Below are 25,815 nucleotides of genomic sequence, written 5' to 3' on the forward strand. Positions count from 1 at the left end.
GGAGATGGAAGAAGAAATATTGATCAGGTATATGCTTGACGAGGTCACTGAGGGGGAGCGTATGGAAGTCATGGACTGGTTATCGGAAAGCGAGTCCAATGCCCGGTATTATGCGCAGCTGGAAAAAATATGGACAGCAGGGAAAAAGCTTGCTGCAGCCAGCCCGGCAGACCCTGAAGCGGCCTGGATACGTTTCAGAGAGAAAGTGGCGGGGAACGTGGAGAAGGAAAGTCCCGGACTGCCCGTTTCGGAAGCATTTGTACGGCCAATGCACCGTAGTTTCAGATGGATGCAGGTCGCGGCAGCAGTGCTGCTGGTGGGTATGGCCTGGATGGCTTATCAATGGTTTGGACCGGGCAGGTATGAGGAACTGGTGAGCCGCGATATAGTGCGCAGGGAAAAGCTCCCTGACGGTTCTGAACTGACACTGAACAAAAACACCGTGATCAGCTACGTGGCACGCTTTGAAAATAACAGGCGACTGAAATTAAAGGAAGGGGAAGCTTTCTTTGATGTGGCGCATGATAAAAGCCATCCTTTTGTGATCGATATCGAAGAAGTATCGGTAACCGTTGTAGGTACTTCGTTCAACATCAGGCATCATCAGGACAGCACAGAAGTCATTGTAGAGACGGGAATCGTCAGGGTTTCTCTGAACGGAAAGGCAATTGAACTGCATAAAGGAGAAAAAGTACTGATATCTTCTGCCTATGACAGGCTGGACAAAGAACAGAATACCGATGAGCTCTATAATTATTACCGCAGCAATTTATTTGTAGCCAGTAATCTGCCGCTGCAGCGGCTGGTGGATGTAATGAACGAGGCTTACGGAAAACCAAGGATCATCATCAAAGATCCGTCTGTGGCCTCAGAAATTATCAATACGACATTCCGGGTAGACAGTGGCCTGGATTATGGCGTACAATTGATTTGCGAAATGTCAAATTTAAAGGCCGAACGTAACGAAAACGAAATTTTGTTGTCCAGGATCAAATGATGAAACTGAATTTTACGCTCCTCTTCCTGTTTTATGTGTGCTTTGGCTTTGCCCAGAATGCGGCACCCGATTACCGTCATAACCTGGACAAGCGCATCACGGTCAGTATACAGCGGCAACCACTCGGAAGTGTGCTCGAACAGATTGGTAAAGCTGGTGATTTTTATTTTTCCTATATCGGAAAACTGATCCGGCAGGACAGTATAGTGAGTCTGAACGTGCAGTCAAAACCGGTACGTGACATTCTGGACCAGCTTTTCGACGGAAAGGTGGATTACAGGGAGTTCCGTGAGCATATCGTGCTGCGCTATGCAGCTAACCGTTTCACGATTGAGCCTGAAAACATCATCAGCGCGGAGGATCTGTATACGATCAGTGGTTTTGTCGTAGACCTGAGAACGGGAAAGCGGGTAAAGCAGGCCAGCGTTTATGAAAAGCGGTTGCTGCAATCGGGCCTGACCGATGAGAATGGCTATTTCAGGCTGCGTTTTAAGGGCAATTACAATGAGGTGATCTTAACGGCCAGCAAGGAAAACTACCGGGATACATCGCTGATCTTTCTTGCAGACCTGAAGATAAGGCCTGAAGGTTACAGCGACAACGACGACGAATTCATGAAGCGGGTCGGCAATGCCATTGAAAGTTCCGGTATCAGCAGGTTCTTTATTTCTTCCCGGCAACGGGTGCAGAGCCTGAACATCCCGGATTTCTTTGCCAATACACCATTCCAGGCTTCACTCACTCCGGGACTGAGTTCTCATGGCATGATGAGTTCGCAGGTAATCAATAAATTCTCACTGAACGTCATCGGCGGGTACACCGCGGGGGTGAACGGGTTTGAAATGGGCGGTATGTTCAATATCAGTAAAGGGGATGTAAACAAGGCACAGATCGCCGGAGGGTTCAATGCCATTGGCGGTTCGGTAAACGGCGTACAGATCGGCGGGCTGCTCAATGATGTCCGTTCCGGAATGAACGGCGTACAGGTTGCAGGGGCGGTCAACCGGGTACAAAGAAGTATGACCGGTGTACAGATCGGCGGCGTGCTGAACCTGGTTGCCGATTCTGTAAGAGGTACCCAGATTGCGGGGGCCGTAAATATAGGCACAAAGAAGACCGACGGACTTCAGGTCGCGGGAGCGGTCAATATTGCCGCGAAAGGCTTCCGGGGTACGCAGATCGGACTGCTCAATTATGCACGCGATATGGACGGCCTGCAGATCGGGCTTTTCAATGTCTCTTCGCGGAACGACGGAGTAAGTATCGGACTGATCAACCTGGTACAACATGGCTATCATAAGATCAGCTTGTCTTCTAATGAACTGATCAATACAAATGCCGCATTTAAGATGGGCAATGCAAATCTGTACAATATCCTTTTTGCCGGAAAAAACTTTTCGGATACAGCCAGAATGGAAACCGCGGGGCTGGGCTTTGGGCATGACTTTATTTTCAGTAACCGGTTCTCCATAGCGACGGAGGCCACCTCGCAATATATTTACCTGGGAAACTGGGATTACGCGAATTTTCTGAACAGGTTCCAGGCGAACGTGCAGGTGCAGCTTGTAAAAGGGCTTACCGTATTTGCAGGCCTGGTTTATTCCGTATACACCAGCGAGGCACCAGTAGGGTCAAGTGCCGGGGGTTACAAACAACAGGTCTATCCCGACAGGAGACACGATTTTACTGGTGATGTCAAGGGATGGTGGGGCTTTAACTTCGGTATTACCTTGTTTTAGAACATCAGAATTTCCTGCTCCGGATAATTTGAATACCTTTGCAACGCTTTTGGTTCCTTTTTCCCGTAAAAGAAAGAGGATTAAAAGGGAATACGGTGCAAATCCGTAACTGTCCCGCAGCTGTAAGCTCCGCTAACGGTGCCCCATCTGAAGCCACTGTTCCAGGTCTGTAAAGAAAAGGAACGGGAAGGCCGGGTATCCGGGAGTAAGTCAGAAGACCTGCCATCAGCATTACGATTTCACGGCTTTCGTGGACTGAAGCTTGGAGTACTAAATAAAAATTCATGAATACAATTCTACACAATGGCAAACGCATTGCGCTTGCACTTTTAGCGGTACTGACCGCATTCTCCAGTTGTAAAAAGGACAAGAACAATAGTCCTGACCCCGGGACCCTGACCACTACCGGCGTTTATGTGCTTTGTGAAGGCAGCTTTGGAGAGCTCAACAACAGTTCGATCAGTTATTACGACATCGCCAGAAACACCGTGGACAAAAATTACTTCAGGACGCAGAACGGTACGGACCTGGGCACAGATGCCAATGACCTGAAGGTGTACGGCAGCAAGCTTTATTGTGTGGTTACCGGAAGTGCGGCTGCGGCAAAAGATTCCTACCTGCAGGTAATCAATGTGGCTACCGGTAAATTGATCAAAAAGATCGCTTTTTCTGATGCCACGAAGGGTTTTATGCCCCGTTCTATTGTCTTCTATCAGAATAAGGCTTACGTGTCGGGTTATGACGGGTACATCAGCAAATTAGACACAGCCAGCCTGACCATTGAGAGTCGCCTGCTGGTAGGCGGCGCCCTTGAGGGACTGGCTACTGCGAACGGTAAGCTATACGCCGCGAATTCTTCACATCCATTCTATCCAAGTGAGAACAATTCATCTGTATCTGTAGTGAATATTTCCACCTTTACCAAGGTTAAGGATATTGAGGTGAGCTTCAACCCCACAAAGGTTGCCGCATCTGCTGCAGGAGATGTCTTCGTGATCACCAGCGGGCAGTGGGCACCTTATATTGCCCCTGCATTTGAAAAACTGAGCAGTCAGGCAGATACAAAAACGCAGACATATGATGATAACCTGGCCGCGCTGACCATTTCAGGAAGCAATGGTTACGCCATTACCGGAGATTATCCTGCAAAACTAAAGACCTTCAATACGGCGACGGCAACGACCGGCCCGGATTTCATAACTGACGATACCGTGGTTGCGTCTCTTTACGGCGTAAATGTAAATACGCTGGACGGCAATGTATTTGTAGCCGATGCCACTGATTATAAAGGCGACGGAAAGATGTTCTGCTTTGACAGTTCCGGTAAATGGAAGTTTGATTTCGCTACGGGTACCTCTCCTAAGATAGCCGTGTTTAACTATGGTTATAAGTAGGCTATTATTTACGTTGTAAATAATCTAACTTTGCTGTCCTAAATTATAATTATGTCAGAACCGAAATTTAATCCCCGTACGCTGGTGTTGCTGGCCATTATTCTATTCATCAGTCTGATCAGGGTAACCGCAGCGGTATCGCCGGACTTTGGTGCCATTGCCAATTTTTCTGCAGTAGGTGCCATCGCTCTGTTCGGGGGAGCTTATTTCAGGGAATACCGGAAGGCATTCAGCCTTCCGCTGCTGGTGCTGCTGGTGAGTGATCTTTTCATCGCGAAAATCTCGGGCTACGGCTTCTTTTACGGTGGCTGGTACTGGACTTATATCGCCTTTGTGTTGATGGTACTGGTTTCCAGGCTGGTGATCAGACGAGTAAGTGTGCTTGCGGTCATTTCCGGAATATTAACAGCGGTTCTGGTCCACTGGATCGTCAGCGACATCAGCGCCATGTATGTACCGGGTCTTTATCCGCCGACATTTGCGGGTTACCTGCAGTGCCTGACAGCAGCTATACCCTTCGAACTTAGGTTCTTATATGGAACAGCAATCTATGGATCGGTGATGTTCGGAACATTCGAAATACTCAGGAAACGATACCCCGATTTCGCCTTAGCCTGATAAATGTTAAAAACCGCCTGGAGGCGGTTTTTTTTTGATTGATTCTAGTTTTTTTTTTGATATTTATCCCATGTTTAAAGAAATTGGCAACAGGTACATCCGGTATTTCAGTATAGTCATTTATAGTATTGTTCTCTTCTTTTGTGCCTTACAACTCAATTTCTTATGGCTGTTTGGCTATTCTCCCTCCTACAATGATATCAAGGTTCCGACACTGCGGGTCGGATCGGAACTGTATACCGCCGACGGGGTACTGATCGGGCGTTATTTTAAGGAAAACCGTACCCCGGTAAATTTTAACGAAATCTCTCCAAGTGTGATCAAGGCGCTGGTGGCCACTGAAGATGCCCGTTTTTACCAGCATATGGGTATAGATTTCCGCTCTTTACTGTCAAGCGGGATCTCAACGGCCACGGGCGACCGCCGTGGTGCCAGTACGATCACACAGCAGCTGGCGAAGAACCTGTACCGTACACGGTATAATAAATCGCAGGGCTTACTGAGTAAAATTCCATTGCTACGCACGTTGGTCCCCAAACTTAAGGAATGGCTCACGGCGGTGAAACTGGAATCGAACTACTCAAAAAATGACATCCTGACCATGTACCTGAACACAGTATCGTTCGGGAATAATGCCTACGGTATTAAAACTGCGTCCAGGATCTATTTTGATAAGGAAGCGAGCGAACTGAATGTACCGGAAGCTGCATTGCTGGTCGGTATGCTGAAGGGCACGTCTCTATATAACCCGGTAAAGAACCCGGACAGGGCGCTGGAAAGAAGGAATGTGGCCCTGACGCAGATGAATAAGTATAGCTATATAACTGCTGCACAGCTGGACAGCTTCAAACGGGTACCCCTGCAGATCAAGGAGGGAAGAGTGGACGAAGGCAGTGATGGGGACTCTTACCTCAGGGCTGCTGTAGATCGTTACCTGGATAAATGGTGTAAGGAAAACAATTACGACCTTTACGAGGACGGCCTGAAGATTTACACAACGATAGATTCCAAACTGCAGAAATATGCTGAAGAAGCGGTTGCCGAGCAAATGAAAGTGCTGCAGCGCCGCTTTTATAGTGTATGGGGCAACGAAGACCCCTGGCAGGACTCGGAAAAGCACAAAGTGGACTATCCTGACCGCGCCATGAAAAACCTCCCGGTATATGCGCTGCTGAAAAAGAAGTATGCCGCTACGCCGGATTCGATAACCGCTTATTTCAACAGGAAGAAAAAGATGCGGATCTTTACCTGGAAGGGTGACCGGGACACATTGTTCTCCACCATGGATTCCATCCGTTATTATGGTAAGATACTGAATACCGGGATGATGACTCTCGATCCTTTCAGCGGCAAGATCAAAGTTTGGGTAGGTGGTATCGACCACAAGTTTTTCAAATATGACCATGTAAAACAGGCAAAACGGCAGGCAGGCTCTACCTTCAAGCCTTTCGCCTACCTGGCTGCTCTGGAACAGGGAATGAGCCCATGTGACAAGTTCACCGACAAGCCGGTACGTATCTCCTACCAGGAAAATGGTAAGACGGAATACTGGGAACCAAAAAATGCGGACTGGAGCATCAGCTACAGGGAAATGTCGCTGCGCTGGGCCATGGCCAAATCGGTAAACACCATTACTGCCCAGGTAACTGAAGCGGTAGGTGCCGACAATGTAGTAAAATGGGCGCACGAATGCGGTATTGAAAGCGAACTGGCTTCGGTACCTTCCGTGAGCCTCGGACCTAACGATGTTTCGGTATATGAAATGGTCAGGGCTTACGGTACTTTTCTGAACGATGGCGTGAGGAGCGATCCGATCCTGGTGGAAAAGATCACGGACCTGGACGATAATGTTATAGAAACTTTTACCGCGAAGATGAAGCGTGTGCTTTCGGAGGAGATCTCCTGGCTGATGCTGTATATGTTCAGGGGTGGTATGGAGGAACCGGGAGGTACTTCACAGGCGTTATGGGAATGGGACCTGTGGAAAAAGAACAACCAGATCGGTGGAAAGACCGGTACTTCTTCCGATTATGTGGATGCCTGGTATATGGGTATTACAAAGGATCTTGTTACTGGTGTATGGGTTGGCTGTGATGAACGCACGGCTCATTTTCAGAACGGGGAAACGGGTGAAGGCTCGAGAACGGCCTTGCCGATATTTGCGAAGTTCATGGAGAAAGTCTATAAGGATCCTTCGACCGGCTATACGATGGGGCCTTTTCCAAAGGCCAAGGTAAAGATCACCCGGGAGATCAATTGCCCTTCGCCCAGGTTTGAGGTGGACACTGCGGAAACGGACAGTATACTGGTGGATTCGACAGGACTAGAAATACCTCTGGAGGATGAGCAGCCGAACCCGCCACCGCCTGCTGTACAGAATGATCAGGTTGGGACAACCAAACCCGAAGCGCAAAAAGGTACAGAGCCTCAGACCGCAACTGCTCCGCCGCTGACAAAGAAAGAAGAACGGCAGCTCCGGAGAAAACAGCGCCAGGAGGAAAAGGAGCGGGAAAGAGAAGCCAACAAAAATTAACAACTGAAGTATTAACTAACGATTATGATAAGGAACTTTACTTTTTTCAGGAAACAGGTACTTTTGCTGACCGCTCTGGTATCGCTTGCATTTTCTGTTCAGGCCCAGTACTTCGGGCAAAATAAGGTAAGGTATAAGAACGAAAAGTTCAAGGTACTCCAAACCCCGCATTTTGAACTGTATTATTATCTGAAAAACGAGAAGATGATCCAGCGGATCGTACAGGAGGCAGAGACCTGGTATAAGATGCACCAGGAAGTTTTCCGCGATACCTTTTTAAAAAGAAATCCGATCATATTGTATAATAACCATCCGGATTTTCAACAGACTACTGCACTTCAGGGCGAGATCGGTATCGGTACAGGGGGTGTTACTGAAGCCCTGAAAAACAGGGTGATCATGCCGGTGATGGAACTGAATAACCAGACACGGCACGTACTGGGACATGAGCTTGTTCATGCTTTTCAATACCACATCCTGCTGGAAAAGGACTCGGTGGGCCTTGAGAATATCGGCGAGATCCCACTCTGGATGATTGAAGGTATGGCGGAGTATTTATCTGTCGGAAAAGTAGACGCTTTTACTTCTATGTGGATGCGTGATGCCTTGCTGAACCGGGATATCCCTTCCCTTAAAGACCTTACCAATTCCAATAAATATTTCCCGTATCGTTATGGACAGGCTTTCTGGACGTTCATCGGGTCGACTTACGGAGACACGACGATTGTGCCTCTGTTTAAGGCTACTGCACGCTTTGGCTATGAAAATGGCTTGAAATATACCTTTGGGTATGACGACAATACATTGTCAGGCCTCTGGAAAAATGCGATTGAATCACATTACCGCCCGCTGCTGAAAGCCGACAGTTCGCAGGTAAAGATCAGTGGCACAAAGATCGTGGACAACAGAAATGCGGGGAATATGAATGTGGCCCCATCGCTGAGCCCGGACGGAAAATATCTTGCCTTCCTTTCGGAAAAGGACCTGTTTGGTATTGACCTTTTCCTTGCCGATGCAAAAACAGGCAAGATCATCCGGAAACTGAGTAGCCAGATCAGCAACTCGCATATTGATGACTTTAACTTCATTGAATCGGCAGGTACCTGGTCACCTGACGGTAGACAGTTTGCCTTCAGTATTTTCAGCAAAGGAAGGAACCAGCTGATGATCATTAATGTAGAGAATGGCAAGACTGTCCTGCGCAAGGATATGGGTAAGGTGGAACAATTCGGAAACCTGACCTGGTCTTCCAATGGGGAAGACATTGCGTTTTCAGGTATGGTAGAAGGCCAGAGTGATCTTTTTTCCTATAACCTGAAGACCAGGGAAGTTACACAGATCACCAATGATATTTATTCAGATTATGCGCCCAGCTACTCACCTGACGGCAAAAAAATCGTGTTTTCTTCTGACCGGGTGTCGATTCAGAAAAACGGCATCAATGCCATACAGCCGATGAACCTGAGTGTATACGACATTGCTTCCAGGACCATCACGGATATTCCCGTTTTCCCGGGGGCAAACAATCTGAATGCTCAGTTTTCGGGTGACAGCAAACGCCTGTTCTTCCTGTCGAACAGGGACGGTTTCCGTAACCTCTATGAATATCATCTGGACGGTGGCCTGGTAAAGCAACTGACAGATTATTTTACCGGGATTAGTGGCATTACGGAGTTTTCTCCGGCGATATCGGTTTCCAGGAATGATGATATCGTTTACAGCTATTACCGCGCACAACGTTATACTTTGTACAATTCTCCGCTGGCCAATTTCAGGGCTAAAGCTGTCGATCCGAATGAGGTTAACTTTGACGCTGCTGTGCTGCCGCCAAAGGAGAGCCTGGGCGTAGACATTGTCAATTCAAACCTGGCGAATTTTGAGCGTTTTGAGAAAACCGTTCCGGATTCCATGAGACTGGTGCCCTATCGTCCGAAATTCAGATTGGACTATCTGGCCAACAGTGGTGTAGGCGTATCTGCCAGTCGTTTTGGGACTGGGGTACAGGGAGGTATTGTAGGTATGTTCAGCGATATTCTGGGCAAGAACCAGATTGTTGCAAATCTTTCGGTGAACGGAGAGATCTATGATTTTGGGGGGCTGGTCGGGTATATTAACCAGCAGAGCCGGATCAACTGGGGCTTTGCCCTTTCCCATATTCCCTATCTTACCGGCTACCGCGAACTGGCGAAAAGCCAGATTCCACTAAACAACGGGCAGATGATGGACGTAATTGACGACAGGACCAATATCATCAGGACTTTTGAAGATCAGTTGCAGGTTTTTGGTTCCTATCCTTTTGACAAGATACACCGGTTTGAAGCAGGTGGCGCTTTTTCCAACTACAGTTACCGGGTTGACAGGTACAGCAATTACTATAACCTTGCCGGTAGCTATGTCGGTTCGGAAAGAAAACGGGTACCTGTCAATCAGGCTACATCGGAGTTTGGCTTTCCGCTGAACTCTTTCAATATCTTCCAGGCAAATGCATCATTTGTAGGGGATAATTCAATCAACGGACTGACAGGACCACTAGATGGTTTCAGGTACCGTGTGGGTGCAGAAAAATATTTCGGGGACTATGAATTCTCTGCGGTGACCGTTGATCTGAGAAAATATGTCCGCCTGAAGCCGGTTACCATTGCGGCCAGGACCTATAATTACCTGAGGATAGGAAAAGACGGCGAAAATCTGTACCCGCTGTATGTGGGTTATCCTTATTTTATCCGTGGCTACGAAGCCAATTCTATGTACAAAAACCAGAGCCAGGACGAAGGCTTTGACATTAACCAGTTGTCCGGAAGCAAAATGGCCGTGTTCAATTTTGAAGTAAGGTTGCCGTTCACCGGTCCCAAAAAACTGACGCAGATCCCGTCAAAATTTCTATTCTCTGATCTTAACCTGTTCTTTGATGCAGGTCTGGCCTGGAACCAGGGCAACAAGGTAGTCTTTAAAAGCCAGCCAACCTATGAAACGGTGAAGGACAGCAACGGTAGTGAGATTGGCAGGACAACTAATGAACGCGTTCCCGCACTCAGTGCGGGTATATCCCTGCGGGTAAATGTATTCGGTTATTTCGTACTGGAGCCTTACTATGCATTCCCTTTCCAGCGTAAGGACAAATCATCGGGCGTGTTCGGGCTGACTTTTGCACCCGGCTGGTAATCAGGACCAGGCCGCAAAAGGCAGCTTGACCTGATTGGCAATTTTTTTGCCGGAGATCAGGTGTTCGAAATCGAGGCCAATGGTGAGGTCGATCCAATCGGGATTACACGACCTGACCACTCGTTCCTTTTGCATCCTGGTAAACCTGCTCATCTGCTTAAACCTGCCGAGTGCCTGTGCCTCTGTTTTAAATTCTTCAAAATAGACCAGGCGGGTAAGCTGCTGTCCGTTATCAAAGAAAAGACTCGGCATCTGCTTGTAAAAGTCCAGTGTTTTAAGAAGATCGGCACTCATGCCCACGTGTAAGCTGGTACGGTTCCTGTCGGTGACGATATAAACGAACTTTTTCATATTCTAGGTCTTAAAAAAATAATCAACTAATTTTATTAGCAGTGGTATTGGTTATCTGCTGAAATATTACTAACTTTATTGGCAACAATAATACTAACTATTTTAGTAAAACAAAATATATTTTTAAATTTTATTTTATGGCGAATATTTCATCTAACCTGAAATACTTAAGAAAGAAAAAAGGCCTTACACAGCAGCAGTTTGCTGATGTCATGGAAATTAAGCGTTCACTTATCGGTGCTTACGAAGAAGACCGCGCTGAGCCGAAATACGATTTACTAAGAAAAATAGCAGAGTATTTTGAACTGACGATAGATGAGTTTGTCAGCGAAAACATCAATGATAACTGGAAACCGAAGCCGAAAAGCCAGGGTTCCAATCTCCGCATTTTGAGTATCTCCGTGGATAAGGATGATCATGAAAATATTGAGATGGTACCTGTGAAGGCCAGTGCTGGCTATCTGAACGGCTTTTCTGATCCGCAGTACATTAAGCAGCTACCTAAGTTCCAGCTGCCCCTTCCCTTCCTGAAGCACGGCACTTTCAGGGCTTTTGAAATTATCGGCGATTCGATGTTGCCGATACAGTCCGGAAGCGTGATCCTGGCGGAATACCTGGACAACTGGAATGATGTAAAGGCAGGCGAGACCTATGTGATCATCAGCAGGAACGAAGGTGTAGTCTATAAAAGGGCCGGTAACCGTTTCAGGGAAAATAAGGAACTGAAACTCATTTCTGACAATAAGGTATATGACCCATATACCGTTGCGGCAGACGACATCCTGGAAATATGGAAAGCTAAGGCTTATATATCATCGGCACTGCCTGATCCGACACCGGAACCGACCATTGAAACGCTGACGCATATGATGTCTCAGATGCAAAAGTCTATCTCTCAGCTCAACAAAAACTAAGTCGTATATTGCGTGTTGATGAGCACCGCGGAAGAATTCATTAAGGAGAGATTGCAGCAACGGGAACAGGAAGGCTTATTGAGAAAACTCTCGGCCGACCGGTTCCCTATCGACTTTTGTTCTAACGACTACCTGGGTTTTGCCAGGTCTGAAAAGATCAGCCAGGCTGTGGCGACAATGTTGGAGGAACAGGATTACCGGAATGGCTCGGGAGGATCTAGGCTCATCAGTGGCAATTCCGTGTTTACCGAAACAACAGAAGCCGACATCGCCACTTTTCATAATGTAGAGACTGCCTTACTCTTCAACTCGGGCTATGATGCCAATACGGGCCTGTTGTCTTGCCTGGCACAAAGGGGCGATACCATCGTTATGGATGAACTGAGCCATGCCAGTCTGATTGATGGGGCGAGGTTAAGTTATGCCAGCAGATATACCTTCAGGCATAATGACTGTGACGATCTGGAGGCAAGGTTAAGGAATGCTAGGGGAAGGATCTATGTGGTCACAGAAAGTGTATTCTCTATGGATGGCGACCTTGCACCTCTTTTGCAGATGGCTGTGCTTTGCAGGCAATATGGTGCAAATCTGGTAGTAGATGAAGCCCATGCGATTGGTATAACTGGCCCGAACGGGCGGGGGCTGGTACAGCAGTTAAGGCTGGAAAAGGAGGTTTTTGCGCGGATAGTAACTTTTGGTAAGGCTTTAGGTTGTCATGGGGCCGCGGTTTTGGGTAGTGTAAACCTGAGAAATTACCTCATTAATTTTGCAAGGTCGTTTATTTATACGACTGCTGCCCCTGTTCACAGTGTAGCTGCAATTGCCTGTGCTTACCGGGAACTGGAAAGGCTGGATTACCAGGCAATGATCCAGGAAAGGATTGGCTTTTTCAGCGAACTTTACCAGGCGGAATTGCCGGAACACAACATAGTACATACACCAAGTGCAATACAAACCGTCCAGTTTAATCATCGTGTACAGGCAAAGGCGGCAGCAATGGCTTTGCAACAAAAGGGCATAGACGTAAGGGCAATCCTTAGCCCTACGGTACCCGCCGGAAAAGAAAGGCTGAGGATCTGTCTGCATACCTTCAATACGGACCAGGAAATTGAAATGCTGATTACTGAATTATCAAAACTTAAAACAACATGAGTACTTACTTCATTACCGGTATAGGGACAGGCATAGGAAAAACGGTAACCAGTGCCGTATTGACCGAGAAGCTTCAGGCAGATTATTGGAAGCCGGTACAATCCGGAGACCTGGAGATTAGCGACAGTTTGTTTGTCAGGAACCTGATCAGTAATGACAAAACGGTTGTGCACCCGGAACACTATCGGCTGAGCCAGCCGCTGTCCCCTCATCTTTCTGCCAGGCTGGATGGCGTAGAGATTGTACTCGATGAGATCCGTGTACCGGAGACGGATAATCAACTGGTCATTGAAGGTGCCGGAGGGTTAATGGTGCCACTCAATGAAAAGGAGCTGATCCTTGATCTCATCAGGCGCCTCAACGCAAAAACCATTGTCGTTTCTCAGAACTATCTGGGCAGCATTAACCATACCTTGTTGACAATAGAGGTACTTAAGGCCAATGCGATAGCCATTGAAGGCATTGTCTTCAACGGCAAGCCAAATGAAGAAAGTGAAAGATATATCCAGGCATACAGCGGCCTTAAAGTGATCGGCAGGATACCTTCGTTTGCAACAGTAGACAAGGAGTGCGTCCGCAATGCGGGTCAGTTCCTGGACATCTAGACCTTTATTCCTTAATCGCAGTGGGGTGCGGTGTACGTCCAGGTTTCCGAATCTTCTGTGGTTTCACCGGAAGGAAAGCTATACAACATGCCTTTTCCGGTCTCGAACCAGAGTTTGCCACGTAGCTTTTCACGTCCTCCGATCTCATTCATGGACAGGCTGTCGTAAAGCCGGCCATTGACCATCACATATTTGATTTTTTCTGAGTTACGGATATCATCGAGGGGATTGGCATCCATAATCACGAGGTCTGCAAGCTTTCCTGGTTCCAGGGAGCCGATCTCATGGTTCATACCCAGATAGGAAGCCCCGTTAACTGTTGCACTACGTATAGCCTGTAATGGGGTCATCCCACCCTGAACAAGCATCCATAGCTCCCAGTGCGCACCAAGTCCCTGTATCTGTCCGTGTGCGCCAAGATTGACTTTAGTGCCTCCATCGGCAATTTGCTTTACGGCTTTAGAAACATCGATATGACCGTAATCGCCATACTCTGATGTAGTCCTTCTCCTTGCACGGGCATCGATGATCGGCCTTGGGGTAAAGGCCAGGAGACGTTCGTTTTCCCATACGTTGGTACGGTCATACCAATAGTTCTCTCCCCATTGGGCACCATAGCTTACGATCAGCGTAGGCGTATAACCTACATTGGTATTGTTCCAGAACGAGACGACATCTTTATAGATCGGCGTGACCGGAATGCTGTGTTCTATACCCGTATGGCCGTCAGCGATCATATTCATATTGGTAAAAAAGGTAGATCCGCCTTCCGGAACAACCTCCATTTTCAGTCTTCTGGCTGCTTCAAGTATTTGCTGGCGCTGGTCCCGGCGGGGCTGGTTATAGGATTTGACGGAAAAGGCGCCTACTGCCTTTAATCTGCGCAAATGTGACATCGCATCATCCAGACTATTAATGACCACCTTGAAATCCCCATCAGCACCATAAAGTATAGAACCGGTTGAATAGAGCCTTGGGCCTACCATCCGGCCGGCCCTGATCATTTCGGACTGGCTGAATACCATTTCTGTATTACTGGACGGATCGTGTGCAGTAGTGACCCCGAAAGCAAGGTTGGCCAGGTATGACCAGTCATTCTGCGGACTGATACCATCAGGACTGGTACGCAGGTGGGCATGGACGTCAACTATACCCGGCATAATGGTTTTACCAGTGACGTCGATGACACGTGCCTGCTGTGGAATTGCCGCTTCCGATGACTTACTTATAGAGATGATCTTATTGTTCTCAATAAGGATTGTACCTTCCTCTATGATTTCGTCGCCTTTCATGGTGATGATACGGGCGCCTTTGAGCGCCGTGAGGCCGGTAGGCACATCAGTTTTCAGCCTGAGGTTCATCCGTATCCCTGTTGAGTCGGCGACCGGGAGTTCCGCCGGCGCCCCGTCGACAAAGCTGAACGCATCCTTGACCTCCCGGCTGAAATATTGTTCGCCAAGTGTCCACAGGAGGCGCTTGCTGTCTGCGCTCCAGTGAATATAGGTACCCGCATCCCTGGTCACACGTTTAAGTGGCAGGGTGCTATTGGATGATGACAGGTCAAGTGGCGCTCCAATGGTGACCATAGGAGTAATATAGACGTTAAACAGTTCGGTAAAAGCCATCCACTTACCATCGGGACTGGGGCAGAATTGAGTGGCATAAGTTGAAGTATAATGGGTACGCTCGTCACTTCCACTTGTACTGATGCTCTTTAGTGCTTTTTTTCCATCCTGATTGCCCTGGAAGAAAATGCGGCTGTCGTCTGCATTGAACTGTGGCCGAATACCGCTTTCGGAAACCAGTGTCCTGGCACCGCCACCTGCGCTCATGATGAAAATACCTGTATTACGGCCATAATTGTAACCCAGCACATCGTTACCGGAACCTTTACGAAAAACGATCCGGTCTCCCTTACGTGAAAATTTAGGTGAATAATAGAAACCCTTTTCATCTGTAAGTGTCACTGTCTTTCCCTTGATTTCCGTTTTTTTAATGGCTCCCTTAAACTCATCGCTCCAGGTAGCGTAAACCACAGATTTGCCGTCGGGACTGATGTCAGGCTCAAATTCAAAATCCAGTCCATTGGTCAGGCGCTCGGGCTTACCGTCGGGCAGGTCCTTTTTATAAAGATAACCCGCGGCATTAAAGACAACGAACTTCCCATCTGGAGAAGTAGTAAGCTGTCGGATCATTTTTGAGGTAAATTCTTCTATGTATACCTGTTGTGGAAAATGAAGGGATTCCTGCACGATCTGCTTACTGGTCACGGAAAAAGGAATGTCGCTGATGACCAGGGATGCGGTCTCTATCTTGCTGATCTTTCCCTTTGCATAATAAACGATACTTTTCGAATCAGGTGTCCAGGCAAAATTAGGATAAACACCAAAAATAGCCCAGGTTTCCTGCTGATCATGCGAAAGTTCTTCTGTAAGGGGCCATTCCTCGCCGGTCTGGATATTCTGTACATAAAGCACAGACTTAAGACGGACTCTTTTGACATAGGCCATCATTTTACCGTCAGGTGAGATCTGTGGCCTGGCCGCACCGCCCTGCTGAGCGATGAAACTGGTTAGCCGGCCATTGCTGAGGTCCAGCTTCCGGATAGCGTAGATCATGCCATTGGGGTCTTTGCTGTATTCGAAATTTGGACCCGGAGATACGTCTTCACTGAAATAAAGCGATCTCCCGTCGGGTGAGACATTGGGTTCACCTGCATCCTGCTGGTCGTTCTTGCGTCTGGTAAGTTGTATCCCTTCTCCCCCATTGATGTTATACATCCACATTTCCCCTGCGCCAAGTGACCTGCTTCCGGTAAAGTGTTTACGGGCGATAACATATTCGCTGTTGGGCATCCAGGTAGCATTATTGAGCAGACGAAAAGTTTCTCTGGTAACCTGCCTTTTGCCAGAACCGTCGCGGTTCATGATCCAGATATTGTCGGCGCCGCTTTTATCACTGGTATAGGAGATGTATTTACCATTGGGGCTGAACCTGGGCTGTACATCCCAGGCAATGCCTTCGGTGAGTGCTTTGGCTGCACCACCGGTAATCGGCATAATGTAAATATCGCCGAGCAGATCGAACACGATCTCTTTACCATCTGAACTGACATCCAGGTTCATCCAGGTGCCTTCATCGGTAGTAATGCTGAAGGTTTTGGATGTACCACGGTATTTTTCAATGTCCCATTTCTTGTCCTGCGAAAATGAAGTTTGGAAGAGCGCCAGCAAACATAATGACAGTAAAGCTTTTCTCATAGGTAAAGGGATTGGTTTATGGCTGCAATTTACTAATATCACTTCATTTTTATAGTTTTGGCCATCACCTTTATGAATGAAACTGCAATTTTAAAGCAATATTGGGGATACGACAGTTTCAGACCTTTGCAGGACGAGATCATCGGATCGGTACTGAAAGGCAGGGACACATTGGCACTGCTGCCTACGGGCGGGGGTAAGTCTCTGTGTTTCCAGGTACCGGCAATGGCGATGGAAGGCATCTGCATTGTTGTTTCCCCACTGGTAGCACTGATGAAGGACCAGGTGGAAAACCTGAAAAAACGGGGCATTCCTGCCATTGCAATATATGCGGGCATGGGAAAGCGGGAGATTGACATTTTACTGGATAATTGTATCTATGGCCCGGTAAAGTTCCTGTACTTATCTCCAGAACGCCTGCTTTCCGAACTGGTAAGGGTGCGAATTGCCCACATGAACGTGAACTTGATCGCCGTGGACGAAGCACATTGCGTATCGCAATGGGGCTACGATTTCCGGCCACCTTATTTACTGATAGGTACCTTGCGGGAACTGCTTCCCGGAGTTCCCCTGATTGCCCTTACGGCTACGGCGACCTCAAAAGTCCGGAAAGATATCGCTGATAAGTTACTGATGCATGAGGTGAATGTGTTTGTAAAAAGCTTTGCACGTGAGAATTTAAGTTATGTTGTTGCACATGATGAGGACAAGCATGGAAAACTACTAAAAGTGATCAACAATGTAACGGGTAGCGGGCTTGTGTATGTCCGAAATCGAAGAGAAACAGCGGATATTGCCGCTTTTTTGGGGAGAAACGGGATCGCGGCCAGCTTTTATCACGCAGGCATTGAAAGGGAGGAACGTTTTCGCAGGCAGCAATTGTGGAAAGAGGGAAAGATCAGGGTAATGGTAGCGACAAATGCGTTTGGAATGGGCATTGACAAAGCAGACGTACGTTTTGTAGTACATTTGGACTTGCCAGAGAGCCTAGAGGCTTATTACCAGGAAGCCGGACGTGCGGGACGGGACGGTAAACGGGCTTATGGTGTATTGCTGGCCAACCATGCTGATCAGCTGGGCCTGAAAGAGCGTTATGCAAACGGTTTTCCTTCAATTGAAGAGATCAGAAAGACGTATCATAATCTGGGTAATTATTTTCAGCTGGCCTATGGAGCTGGTGAAGGGCTTAGCTTTGACTTTGACCTTGCCGATTATTGTAAGAGATTTAACATGGGGGTGGTTAAGGTCATTTCCGCCCTTAAATTCCTGGAACGGCAAGGGTATCTGACCTTATCTGAAAATGTGTTCCTGCCTTCAAGGCTGATGTTTACGATTGCACACGAGGATGTTTACCGTTTTCAGATCGAGAATCCTGGCTATGACCGGCTGCTGAAAGTATTGTTGCGTAGCTACGGCGGCTTGTTCGAATATTATGTAAAGATCAGGGAAAGTGACGTTGCAGCCAAATTGGGAACTTCCTTTAATGATGTGGCCAGGCAGTTGCTTGTTTTGCAGGACCAGGGGATATTATCCTATCTTCAGCAAACTGATCGCCCGCAGCTTCAGTTGATCAGGGGACGCGTCGACCTGGCACATCTTGATATCGATGTGAAATATGTGGAAATGCGAAAACAGGTACTCATGGAGCAGATCAATTCAGTGATGGATTATGCGGGCGGAAGGGAGTGCCGGAGCAAGATGCTGCTGGCTTACTTCAATGAACCTGATGCCCGGGAATGTGGAATTTGCGACGTTTGCCTGTCGCATAAACGTATGGACGAAAGGGAATTGCTGACGGACAGGATTGATTTTGAACTGATCACATTGCTGCAGGGTGGTGCATATGCACTGGAAGATCTCATAGCTGCTGTTAAAGGCGGCACCGAACAGGAAAGACTGAGCAGGGTCAGCGAACTACTGGACGGGGGGCGGATCAAAACAGACGGCAAAAATTATTATCTTTAATGCCATATTCACATATGGAAAAAAACGATAAACGTGTGATCAGATCATGGGCTTTTTTTGACTGGGCCAATTCTGCTTACAACCTGGTAATTACCTCAACGATATTCCCCGCCTACTACACCATCATTACGACGACAAAGGAAAATGGTGACCAGGTGATGTTTTTCGGACACAGATTTACGAACACGGCCTTATCTAATTACGCGCTTTCTGTAGCGTACCTGGTCATGGTGCTGTTGATGCCACTTTTGTCTTCTGTCGCTGACTATCGCGGCAATAAGAAGGCATTCATGAAATTCTTCACTTATCTAGGCGGACTTGCCTGTATCGGGCTTTATTTCTTCAAGCTGGAGACGCTGGAATTTGGGATCATCTGTTTTGTCGTCGCTGCGATGGGATATATAGGAGGGATCGTTTTTAATAATTCCTATCTCCCTGAGATCGCAACCCCAGAGGAACAGGACCGTGTGAGCGCAAAGGGTTATGCCTACGGATATATCGGCTCAGTGATTCTGCAGATCATTTGCTTTATCTTTGTGCTTAAGCCGGAACTATTTGGCATTACAGATGCCTCTTTTCCGGCCAGGCTGTCTTTTCTGCTGGTAGGCATCTGGTGGATCGTCTTTGCGCAAATCCCGTTCCGGGCTTTGCCTTCAGGTGGCCGGAATCATAACGCGATCAGCCGCAGCAAAGTAACGAGTGGCTTTCAGGAGCTGAAAAAGGTCTGGAAACAGTTACAGAAGATTAATTTTCTGAAACGCTACCTGCTGGCCTTTTTCTTTTATTCAATGGGCGTGCAGACGATTATGCTTGCGGCAGCTGGGTTCGGGGAAAAAACCTTGCACCTGGGTACCTCAAAGCTCATTGCAGTGATCCTGATCATCCAGCTGGTAGCCATTGCAGGTGCTATGCTGATGTCTTATTTTGCGCGCCGTATCGGTAACATACATGTGCTGATATGGGTCGTGCTCATCTGGATCGTGGCCTGTTTTTGCGCCTACTTCATCAGCAATGAGTTTCAGTTTTACAGTCTTGCCATAGTGGTCGGACTGATCATGGGTGGCATACAGTCGCTCTCGCGTTCTACTTATTCTAAATATCTGCCGGCAGAGACGCCGGACACCGCTTCCTTCTTCAGTTTTTATGATGTAACGGAAAAACTGGCAATTGTAATTGGCCTCTTCAGCTTTGCGTTTATCGAAGAAGTGACCGGGAGTATGCGGAATTCAATCATTGCTCTGGCATCATTTTTTGTAATAGGTTTGATATTTTTGCTGTTCCTTAGAAGAACCGAACCTGAAGTAAATGAAAATTGCCAATGAGAGTTGAATTATTTGTCCCTTGTTTTGTTGACCAGCTGTATCCGGATACCGCGTTCAATACCATAAAACTGCTGGAAAAATCAGGTTGCGAAGTTTATTTTAATGCGGCGCAGACTTGTTGCGGTCAGCCCGCCTATAATGCGGGTTATTGGGAACAGGCTAAGGAGATGGGTAACAAGTTCCTGTCGGACTTCTCTGACACAAGTTATATCGTTGCCCCGTCTGCTTCCTGTGTAGGTATGGTAAAAAATGGCTTTAATGATCTGTTTACCAATACAACCGTCCATAATAAGTGCCGCAGCTTACAGGGTAATATTTTTGAACTGTCGGATTTTCTGGTGAATGTCCTGAAGAGGGATTACTTCGGTGCTGAACTGGAAGGCCGTGCAGTGTATCATGACTCGTGCAGCGCATTGAGGGAGTGTAAGATCAAGGAAGAACCAAGGCTTCTGCTATCCAAGGTGCATGGACTGGAAATGATCGAGATGAAAGACACGGACATGTGTTGCGGGTTCGGAGGCACGTTCGCGGTTAAGTTTGATGCGATCTCTTCCGCGATGGCTGAACAAAAGGTTAACCATGCGCTCGAGCAGGAAGCAGACTTCATCATTTCAACAGACGCATCCTGCCTCATGCATTTACAGGGTTATATTGACAAAAACAAGATCTCGCTTAAGACCATGCACCTGGCCGATGTTTTGGCAAACGGATGGCTGGAAAGTACGGAATATTAACTATTTTTGCAGAAAATAATCACATTAGTAGGTGATTGGCTGATTCTATTTTTTTAAATTTTAAATCATAGTTGTAGATGATTAACATTACACTTCCTGACGGTTCGGTCCGTCAGTATGAGAAGGGCACTACTGCCCATCAAATCGCATTATCCATTTCTGAAGGGCTTGCCCGAAATGTGCTGGCAGCCGAAGTCAACGGAGAAATCCGCGACGCTTCTAGGCCAATTGAAAATGATGCAACTGTCAAACTGCTGACCTGGAACGATGCTGACGGAAAATCAACTTTCTGGCATTCTTCAGCGCACCTGATGGCAGAGGCTCTGGAGGCACTTTATCCGGGCACTAAATTTGGCATAGGTCCTGCGATAGAGACCGGCTTTTATTATGATGTAGATTTCGGGGACCGGGAATTTTCTTCGGATGATTTTAAAGCCATTGAAAACAAAATGCTTGAACTGGCTAAACAAAAGGAAACTTTTGAACGCAAAGCAGTTTCCAAGCAGGATGCGATCAGTTATTTTAAAGAAAAGGGCGACGAATATAAGCTAGACCTGCTTGAAGGACTTGAGGATGGAAAGATCACTTTTTATACTCAGGGTTCCTTTACTGACCTGTGCCGGGGACCACATATCCCGAATACAGGTTTTATAAAGGCCGTAAAACTAATGAATGTCGCCGGAGCATACTGGAGAGGTGATGAAAGCCGTAAACAGCTGACCAGAATTTATGGGGTGACTTTCCCTAAGGCCAGCGAACTGACCGAGTACCTTCACATGATTGAAGAGGCCAAGAAACGCGACCACAGGAAATTGGGCAAAGAGCTGGAACTGTTTGCCTTTTCTGAAAAGGTAGGCATGGGATTACCCCTGTGGCTACCTAAGGGCGCTGCTTTGCGCGAACGCCTGGTACAGTTTCTGACAAGAGCCCAGGTAAAGATGGGTTATGAACAGGTGGTAACGCCCCATATCGGTCATAAGAACCTGTATGTAACTTCGGGACACTACGAAAAATATGGCAAAGATGCCTTCCAGCCGATCAGGACGCCGCAGGAAGGCGAGGAATTTTTCCTGAAGCCGATGAACTGCCCGCATCACTGTGAGATCTATAAGACTAAACCGCGTTCTTATAAAGACCTGCCCCTGCGTTTCGCTGAATTTGGCACGGTTTATAGATATGAACAAAGCGGTGAACTGCATGGCTTAACCAGGGTAAGAGGCTTTACACAGGATGATGCCCACTTGTTCTGCAGGCCGGACCAGGTAAAAGAGGAGTTTAAAAAGGTAATAGACCTGGTACTCTATGTATTCAGGTCACTGGGCTTTGACAGCTACATTGCTCAGGTCTCATTGCGTGACCCTGACAATAAGGCAAAATATATCGGTAGTGAGGAAAACTGGCTGCTTGCAGAAGCTGCGATCATCGAAGCTGCCGATGAGAAAGGCCTGCCTACTGTTGTTGAGTATGGTGAAGCTGCCTTCTATGGCCCTAAACTGGACTTCATGGTAAGGGATGCCCTGGGACGGAAATGGCAGTTGGGAACAATCCAGGTTGACTATAACCTGCCGGAGAGATTTGAACTGGAATATACTGGCAGCGATAATCTGAAACACCGTCCGGTGATGATCCACAGGGCACCCTTCGGGTCATTGGAACGCTTCATCGCCGTGCTTATCGAACATTGCGCGGGTAAGTTCCCGTTATGGCTTTCGCCTGAGCAATTCATCATTCTTCCTATCTCTGAAAAGTATGAAGATTATGCAAAAAAAGTTTCAGATGATTTAAATAATTCCGATATTCGCGGGCTGATTGACTTCCGAGACGAAAAGATAGGAAGGAAGATCAGAGACGCAGAGGTAAAAAAGATCCCTTACATGCTGATCATTGGAGAAAAGGAAAGTGCTGAAGGTAAAGTGTCTGTACGTAAGCATGGTGAAGGTGATCTGGGAGAAATGACGCTGCAGGAGTTTAGTGAATTAATAATTAAAGAAGTAACAGTTTAACAGCAACAAATTTGGCATTAGGCAGACCAGGATTAAACAGGGGACCGCGTCCTCCATTTAAGAAAAAAGAAGCAGAACATAATATTAATCAGTTCATCAAGGCTCAAGAGGTAAGATTAGCTGGGGATAATGTGGAGCAGGGGATTTATCCGCTGTCTAAGGCTTTGGCTATTGCTGATGAGCTGGAATTGGACCTTGTGGAGATATCTCCCAATGCTAATCCTCCGGTTTGCCGGATCATGGACTACAGCAAGTTTGTCTATGAGCAGAAGAAAAAGCAAAAGGAGATCAAGGCGAACGCAAAACAAACCGTGATCAAAGAAATCAGGTTTGGGCCTAATACCAGTGACCATGACTTCCAGTTTAAGCTGAAACATGCGATCAGTTTCCTTGAGAATGGTGAAAAAGTGAGGGCTTACGTCCACTTTAAAGGCAGGGCCATTGTATATAAGGAGCAGGGAGAAATTCTGTTGCTTAAATTTGCCCAGGCCCTTGAAGAATATGGCAAGGTAGAATTATTGCCGAAACTGGAAGGAAAGCGTATGTTCCTGACGCTGGCGCCAAAGAATTCGAAAAAATAGATAATTAAATAAATAAACACAGGTTATGCCAAAAATGAAAACCAATTCCAGTGCCAAAAAGCGTTTTTCGCTTACTGGAACAGGTAAAATTGCAAGGAAGAACGCCTACAAAAGCCACATCCTGACTAAGATGTCGACTAAACGTAAGCGTAACTTAGGTCACACCTCTATGGTGTCAGAAGCTGATATGGGCAACGTTAAGCGTATGCTCGCTATTGGTAAGTAATTAATTTTTTAACCAGGTAACCGGTAGTAAGCTTGCTGAAATACGCAGCGCCGCTTATCAAAAACAACAACAAAATGCCACGTTCGGTAAACGCAGTAGCTTCGAGAAGAAGACGGAAAAAGATCTTAAATTTAGCCAAAGGCTATTGGGGATCGAGAAGCAAGGTATACACCATTGCTAAAAACACGGTAGAAAAAGGTTTGCAATATGCTTATCGCGACCGTAAAGTTAAGAAGAGAGAGTTTCGTGCACTTTGGATCCAGCGTATTAACGCCGGCGCACGGCAGCATGGTATCTCTTACTCTCAGCTGATCGGTAAACTGGCTGCCAAGAACATCGGTCTGAACCGTAAAGTTCTTGCTGACCTTGCGATGAATCACCCTGAAGCTTTTAAAGCTGTGGTTGACGCAGTAAAATAGACCTTTAGGTTGATATTATGAAAAGGGAACTCATTAATGGGTTCCCTTTTTTTAATATCTGCCAGTCTTGATACATCATCAGCCAGGGTTTATGATTTACTGGGCTTCGCTTACCTCTTTGATGATTTTAAGCGCTTCGTCCCATTGGTCTTTCATTTTATCTATATGTTCCTTATCTAAAGGCCCAGTTTCTATGGTAAAGGTTGTACAGCCCTGGTGTTCTGTAAGCAGGTAGTGTTCTTTAAATGCTCCTGTTTCTGCATCGTCAGGGGAATTTATATCATCAAAATAATTGATCTTCAGCATCTTTCCAGGATAAATGACTTCTATCCTGCCTTTTACACCGTTTTGACCATCTTTTTGCTTCCAGGTAATTATTGAATTCTCGCCCCAGTCCGTCTCTACTATTGTTCCTTCCTGAAAAGCTCCGGCCCATTGTTCGACATGTCCGGGATGGGTGAGTGTATTCCAGACTTTATCATCCGAGGCTTTGATCTCTATGGATTTTTTGATCCAGTCCTGCTGGTTATCTGCTGTTAGGTTATTTTCCATATTTCCATATTTTTGAAGATGATGTATTAACATATGGTAACGTCAATAAGTTTGCATTATCAGAGGTTCTGGGCGATAACGAAGCCACTGGCCCAGGCCCACTGAAAGTTATAACCGCCTAACCAGCCTGTAACATCTATGCATTCGCCACCAAAATACAGCCCCCTGATCTTCTTGCATTCGAGGGTTTTGGAGGACAACTCGCTGGTATCTATCCCTCCTCTCATTACCTCGGCCTTATCATACCCTTTATCGCCGGCTGGTTTGGCCTTAAAATGATGTATCGTGGTATGCAGTAATTGTAAATCGTCTTTAGTCAGTATAGCGATCTGCTTTTCTAATGGAAGAAATTTCCCAAGGGCGTCCGCGAACTTACGTGTAAAGAATCTGGTCAGCAATGTGGAAAGCAATATTTTTCCGTTTTCCTGCCTTTCCCGGGCGATCACCTTACTGATATCTTCAGCCGGCAGGAGATTGATGTTGATCTCCTCACCTCTTCTCCAATATGAAGAGATTTGCAGAATTGCCGGGCCGCTGAGTCCCCAGTGTGTAAATAGAATATTTTCTTCGAAAGAAGCCCTGCTGTTGCTAACCGCCGCAAATATGGTATTTCCCGAAAGTTGCATATACCATTCTTCGTCTTTACCAGTAATGGTAAGCGGTACCAGGGCGGGGGCTGTTTCAATGATGTTCAGGTAATGGCTTCGGGAGAAACGCAATGCAAAATCGCTTGCGCCCATTTTGGGTATGGGTAGCCCCCCGGTAGCGATAACCAGCGCGGGGGCTTGCAATGTCTTTTGCCGGCCACCCTGTTCATAACTTATCTTAAAATTTGCTGGCGGGGCATCAATATCGGTTATATGGGCGCTGCAAATGATTTCCTGGCCCATTTCATCGCAAAGGCTGGTGAATACCTGTACTATATCGCGCGCAGTCCCACCATCTGGGAAAAGCTGACCAAGTGTCTTTTCCTTGCCATAAATACCATAGGTTTCAAAAAAACTAATGGTATCGTCTACTGTCCATTGTGTAAATGCAGATTTGCAGAAATGCGGGTTAGCGGAGATGAACTGGGCGTCTGTAGCATAAAGATTAGTATAATTGCATCTTCCCCCACCAGAGATAAGTATCTTGGCGCCGGGAGCAGGGTTCTTTTCCAGTAAAATGACTTTTTTTCCCAGGTAACCGGCTTGTACTGCACACATGAGCCCGCAGGCTCCGGCGCCTATAATTATCGCATCTGCATCCATCAATCCTGAAAGTATTACCTCAATCCGTTAATATTGTT

The 25,815-nt window shown here is 46.9% G+C and carries 20 protein-coding genes and 1 riboswitch; of the genes, 16 read left to right on the forward strand and 4 right to left on the reverse strand.

Annotated elements, in window-relative coordinates; all coding sequences use genetic code 11:
- The first annotated feature begins 4 nt into the window (after positions 1-4).
- The 6 genes from P2W84_RS01960 (at position 5) to P2W84_RS01985 (ending at position 10,443) form a co-directional block, all read left to right on the forward strand.
- On the forward strand, positions 5-997 hold the full coding sequence (locus tag P2W84_RS01960) for a FecR domain-containing protein (protein WP_276088417.1): 993 nt from the start codon (positions 5-7) through the stop codon (positions 995-997).
- Positions 994-2,736 carry a hypothetical protein gene (locus tag P2W84_RS01965; RefSeq protein ID WP_276088418.1) on the forward strand — a complete coding sequence of 581 codons (1,743 nt, stop codon included), beginning with the start codon at positions 994-996 and terminating at the stop codon, positions 2,734-2,736. The genes P2W84_RS01960 and P2W84_RS01965 overlap by 4 nt, the downstream gene beginning before the upstream one ends.
- Before the next feature lie 33 nt (positions 2,737-2,769).
- A riboswitch (cobalamin riboswitch) is annotated at positions 2,770-2,978 on the forward strand.
- A gap of 42 nt (positions 2,979-3,020) precedes the next feature.
- On the forward strand, positions 3,021-4,130 hold the full coding sequence (locus P2W84_RS01970; protein WP_276088419.1) for a DUF5074 domain-containing protein: 1,110 nt from the start codon (positions 3,021-3,023) through the stop codon (positions 4,128-4,130).
- 51 nt (positions 4,131-4,181) lie between these two features.
- On the forward strand, positions 4,182-4,748 hold the full coding sequence (locus P2W84_RS01975; RefSeq protein ID WP_276088420.1) for a DUF6580 family putative transport protein: 567 nt from the start codon (positions 4,182-4,184) through the stop codon (positions 4,746-4,748).
- Positions 4,749-4,818: 70 nt separating this feature from the next.
- On the forward strand, positions 4,819-7,281 hold the full coding sequence (locus P2W84_RS01980) for a transglycosylase domain-containing protein (protein WP_276088421.1): 2,463 nt from the start codon (positions 4,819-4,821) through the stop codon (positions 7,279-7,281).
- 24 nt (positions 7,282-7,305) lie between these two features.
- Positions 7,306-10,443 carry a basic secretory protein-like protein gene (locus P2W84_RS01985; RefSeq protein ID WP_276088422.1) on the forward strand — a complete coding sequence of 1,046 codons (3,138 nt, stop codon included), beginning with the start codon at positions 7,306-7,308 and terminating at the stop codon, positions 10,441-10,443.
- On the opposite strand, the gene P2W84_RS01990 is transcribed toward P2W84_RS01985, so the two are convergent.
- Complete coding sequence (locus P2W84_RS01990; RefSeq protein WP_276088423.1) at positions 10,444-10,794, reverse strand: GIY-YIG nuclease family protein; 351 nt, start codon at positions 10,792-10,794, stop codon at positions 10,444-10,446.
- Positions 10,795-10,931: 137 nt separating this feature from the next.
- Here P2W84_RS01990 and P2W84_RS01995 point away from each other — a divergent pair, with 137 nt between their 5' ends.
- Genes P2W84_RS01995 through bioD form a run of 3 tightly spaced genes read left to right on the forward strand, consistent with a single transcriptional unit; the run spans position 10,932 to position 13,465 of the window.
- A complete protein-coding gene (locus P2W84_RS01995) occupies positions 10,932-11,708 on the forward strand; it encodes a LexA family transcriptional regulator (protein WP_276088424.1) in 777 nt (258 codons plus the stop codon).
- An 18-nt stretch (positions 11,709-11,726) separates the two neighbouring features.
- Entirely contained in the window at positions 11,727-12,860 is a 1,134-nt protein-coding gene (locus tag P2W84_RS02000) for a pyridoxal phosphate-dependent aminotransferase family protein (protein WP_276088425.1), read from the forward strand.
- The gene (gene bioD / locus P2W84_RS02005; protein ID WP_276088426.1) at positions 12,857-13,465 is read left to right on the forward strand and encodes a dethiobiotin synthase; all 609 of its coding nucleotides are present in this window, start codon (positions 12,857-12,859) and stop codon (positions 13,463-13,465) included. The genes P2W84_RS02000 and bioD overlap by 4 nt, the downstream gene beginning before the upstream one ends.
- Before the next feature lie 11 nt (positions 13,466-13,476).
- Here the strand turns inward: bioD and P2W84_RS02010 are convergent, their stop codons facing one another.
- On the reverse strand, positions 13,477-16,725 hold the full coding sequence (locus P2W84_RS02010) for an amidohydrolase family protein (protein ID WP_276088427.1): 3,249 nt from the start codon (positions 16,723-16,725) through the stop codon (positions 13,477-13,479).
- Between the two features lie 72 nt (positions 16,726-16,797).
- Here P2W84_RS02010 and P2W84_RS02015 point away from each other — a divergent pair, with 72 nt between their 5' ends.
- The 7 genes from P2W84_RS02015 (at position 16,798) to rplT (ending at position 23,975) form a co-directional block, all read left to right on the forward strand.
- Positions 16,798-18,690, forward strand: coding sequence for an ATP-dependent DNA helicase RecQ (locus P2W84_RS02015; protein ID WP_276088428.1), 1,893 nt, complete (start codon positions 16,798-16,800; stop codon positions 18,688-18,690).
- 14 nt (positions 18,691-18,704) lie between these two features.
- Complete coding sequence (locus P2W84_RS02020) at positions 18,705-20,012, forward strand: MFS transporter (RefSeq protein ID WP_276088429.1); 1,308 nt, start codon at positions 18,705-18,707, stop codon at positions 20,010-20,012.
- The gene (locus tag P2W84_RS02025) at positions 20,009-20,746 is read left to right on the forward strand and encodes a (Fe-S)-binding protein (RefSeq protein ID WP_276088430.1); all 738 of its coding nucleotides are present in this window, start codon (positions 20,009-20,011) and stop codon (positions 20,744-20,746) included. The genes P2W84_RS02020 and P2W84_RS02025 overlap by 4 nt, the downstream gene beginning before the upstream one ends.
- 77 nt (positions 20,747-20,823) lie before the next feature.
- A complete protein-coding gene (gene thrS / locus P2W84_RS02030; protein ID WP_276088431.1) occupies positions 20,824-22,749 on the forward strand; it encodes a threonine--tRNA ligase in 1,926 nt (641 codons plus the stop codon).
- A gap of 11 nt (positions 22,750-22,760) precedes the next feature.
- Positions 22,761-23,330 (forward strand): translation initiation factor IF-3, encoded by a 570-nt coding sequence (gene infC, locus P2W84_RS02035; RefSeq protein ID WP_276088432.1) that lies wholly within the window; start codon positions 22,761-22,763, stop codon positions 23,328-23,330.
- 25 nt (positions 23,331-23,355) lie between these two features.
- Positions 23,356-23,556 (forward strand): 50S ribosomal protein L35, encoded by a 201-nt coding sequence (gene rpmI, locus P2W84_RS02040; protein ID WP_276088433.1) that lies wholly within the window; start codon positions 23,356-23,358, stop codon positions 23,554-23,556.
- Positions 23,557-23,630: 74 nt separating this feature from the next.
- Positions 23,631-23,975 carry a 50S ribosomal protein L20 gene (gene rplT / locus P2W84_RS02045; protein WP_276089028.1) on the forward strand — a complete coding sequence of 115 codons (345 nt, stop codon included), beginning with the start codon at positions 23,631-23,633 and terminating at the stop codon, positions 23,973-23,975.
- 96 nt (positions 23,976-24,071) lie between these two features.
- On the opposite strand, the gene P2W84_RS02050 is transcribed toward rplT, so the two are convergent.
- Positions 24,072-24,527 (reverse strand): SRPBCC domain-containing protein, encoded by a 456-nt coding sequence (locus P2W84_RS02050; protein ID WP_276088434.1) that lies wholly within the window; start codon positions 24,525-24,527, stop codon positions 24,072-24,074.
- 59 nt (positions 24,528-24,586) lie between these two features.
- On the reverse strand, positions 24,587-25,777 hold the full coding sequence (locus P2W84_RS02055) for an aminoacetone oxidase family FAD-binding enzyme (protein ID WP_276088435.1): 1,191 nt from the start codon (positions 25,775-25,777) through the stop codon (positions 24,587-24,589).
- Positions 25,778-25,815: the final 38 nt, after the last annotated feature.

The sequence above is a fragment of the Pedobacter sp. JY14-1 genome, assembly GCF_029269825.1.
Lineage (GTDB): Bacteria > Bacteroidota > Bacteroidia > Sphingobacteriales > Sphingobacteriaceae > Pedobacter.

Coding starts and splice junctions, on each gene's coding strand:
- P2W84_RS01960 (WP_276088417.1), top strand. CDS start 5: ATGGAAGAAGAAATATTGATCAGGTATATGCTTGACGAGGTCACTGAG.
- P2W84_RS01965 (WP_276088418.1), top strand. CDS start 994: ATGATGAAACTGAATTTTACGCTCCTCTTCCTGTTTTATGTGTGCTTT.
- P2W84_RS01970 (WP_276088419.1), top strand. CDS start 3,021: ATGAATACAATTCTACACAATGGCAAACGCATTGCGCTTGCACTTTTA.
- P2W84_RS01975 (WP_276088420.1), top strand. CDS start 4,182: ATGTCAGAACCGAAATTTAATCCCCGTACGCTGGTGTTGCTGGCCATT.
- P2W84_RS01980 (WP_276088421.1), top strand. CDS start 4,819: ATGTTTAAAGAAATTGGCAACAGGTACATCCGGTATTTCAGTATAGTC.
- P2W84_RS01985 (WP_276088422.1), top strand. CDS start 7,306: ATGATAAGGAACTTTACTTTTTTCAGGAAACAGGTACTTTTGCTGACC.
- P2W84_RS01990 (WP_276088423.1), bottom strand. CDS start 10,794: ATGAAAAAGTTCGTTTATATCGTCACCGACAGGAACCGTACCAGCTTA.
- P2W84_RS01995 (WP_276088424.1), top strand. CDS start 10,932: ATGGCGAATATTTCATCTAACCTGAAATACTTAAGAAAGAAAAAAGGC.
- P2W84_RS02000 (WP_276088425.1), top strand. CDS start 11,727: ATGAGCACCGCGGAAGAATTCATTAAGGAGAGATTGCAGCAACGGGAA.
- bioD (WP_276088426.1), top strand. CDS start 12,857: ATGAGTACTTACTTCATTACCGGTATAGGGACAGGCATAGGAAAAACG.
- P2W84_RS02010 (WP_276088427.1), bottom strand. CDS start 16,725: ATGAGAAAAGCTTTACTGTCATTATGTTTGCTGGCGCTCTTCCAAACT.
- P2W84_RS02015 (WP_276088428.1), top strand. CDS start 16,798: ATGAATGAAACTGCAATTTTAAAGCAATATTGGGGATACGACAGTTTC.
- P2W84_RS02020 (WP_276088429.1), top strand. CDS start 18,705: ATGGAAAAAAACGATAAACGTGTGATCAGATCATGGGCTTTTTTTGAC.
- P2W84_RS02025 (WP_276088430.1), top strand. CDS start 20,009: ATGAGAGTTGAATTATTTGTCCCTTGTTTTGTTGACCAGCTGTATCCG.
- thrS (WP_276088431.1), top strand. CDS start 20,824: ATGATTAACATTACACTTCCTGACGGTTCGGTCCGTCAGTATGAGAAG.
- rpmI (WP_276088433.1), top strand. CDS start 23,356: ATGCCAAAAATGAAAACCAATTCCAGTGCCAAAAAGCGTTTTTCGCTT.
- rplT (WP_276089028.1), top strand. CDS start 23,631: ATGCCACGTTCGGTAAACGCAGTAGCTTCGAGAAGAAGACGGAAAAAG.
- P2W84_RS02050 (WP_276088434.1), bottom strand. CDS start 24,527: ATGGAAAATAACCTAACAGCAGATAACCAGCAGGACTGGATCAAAAAA.
- P2W84_RS02055 (WP_276088435.1), bottom strand. CDS start 25,777: ATGGATGCAGATGCGATAATTATAGGCGCCGGAGCCTGCGGGCTCATG.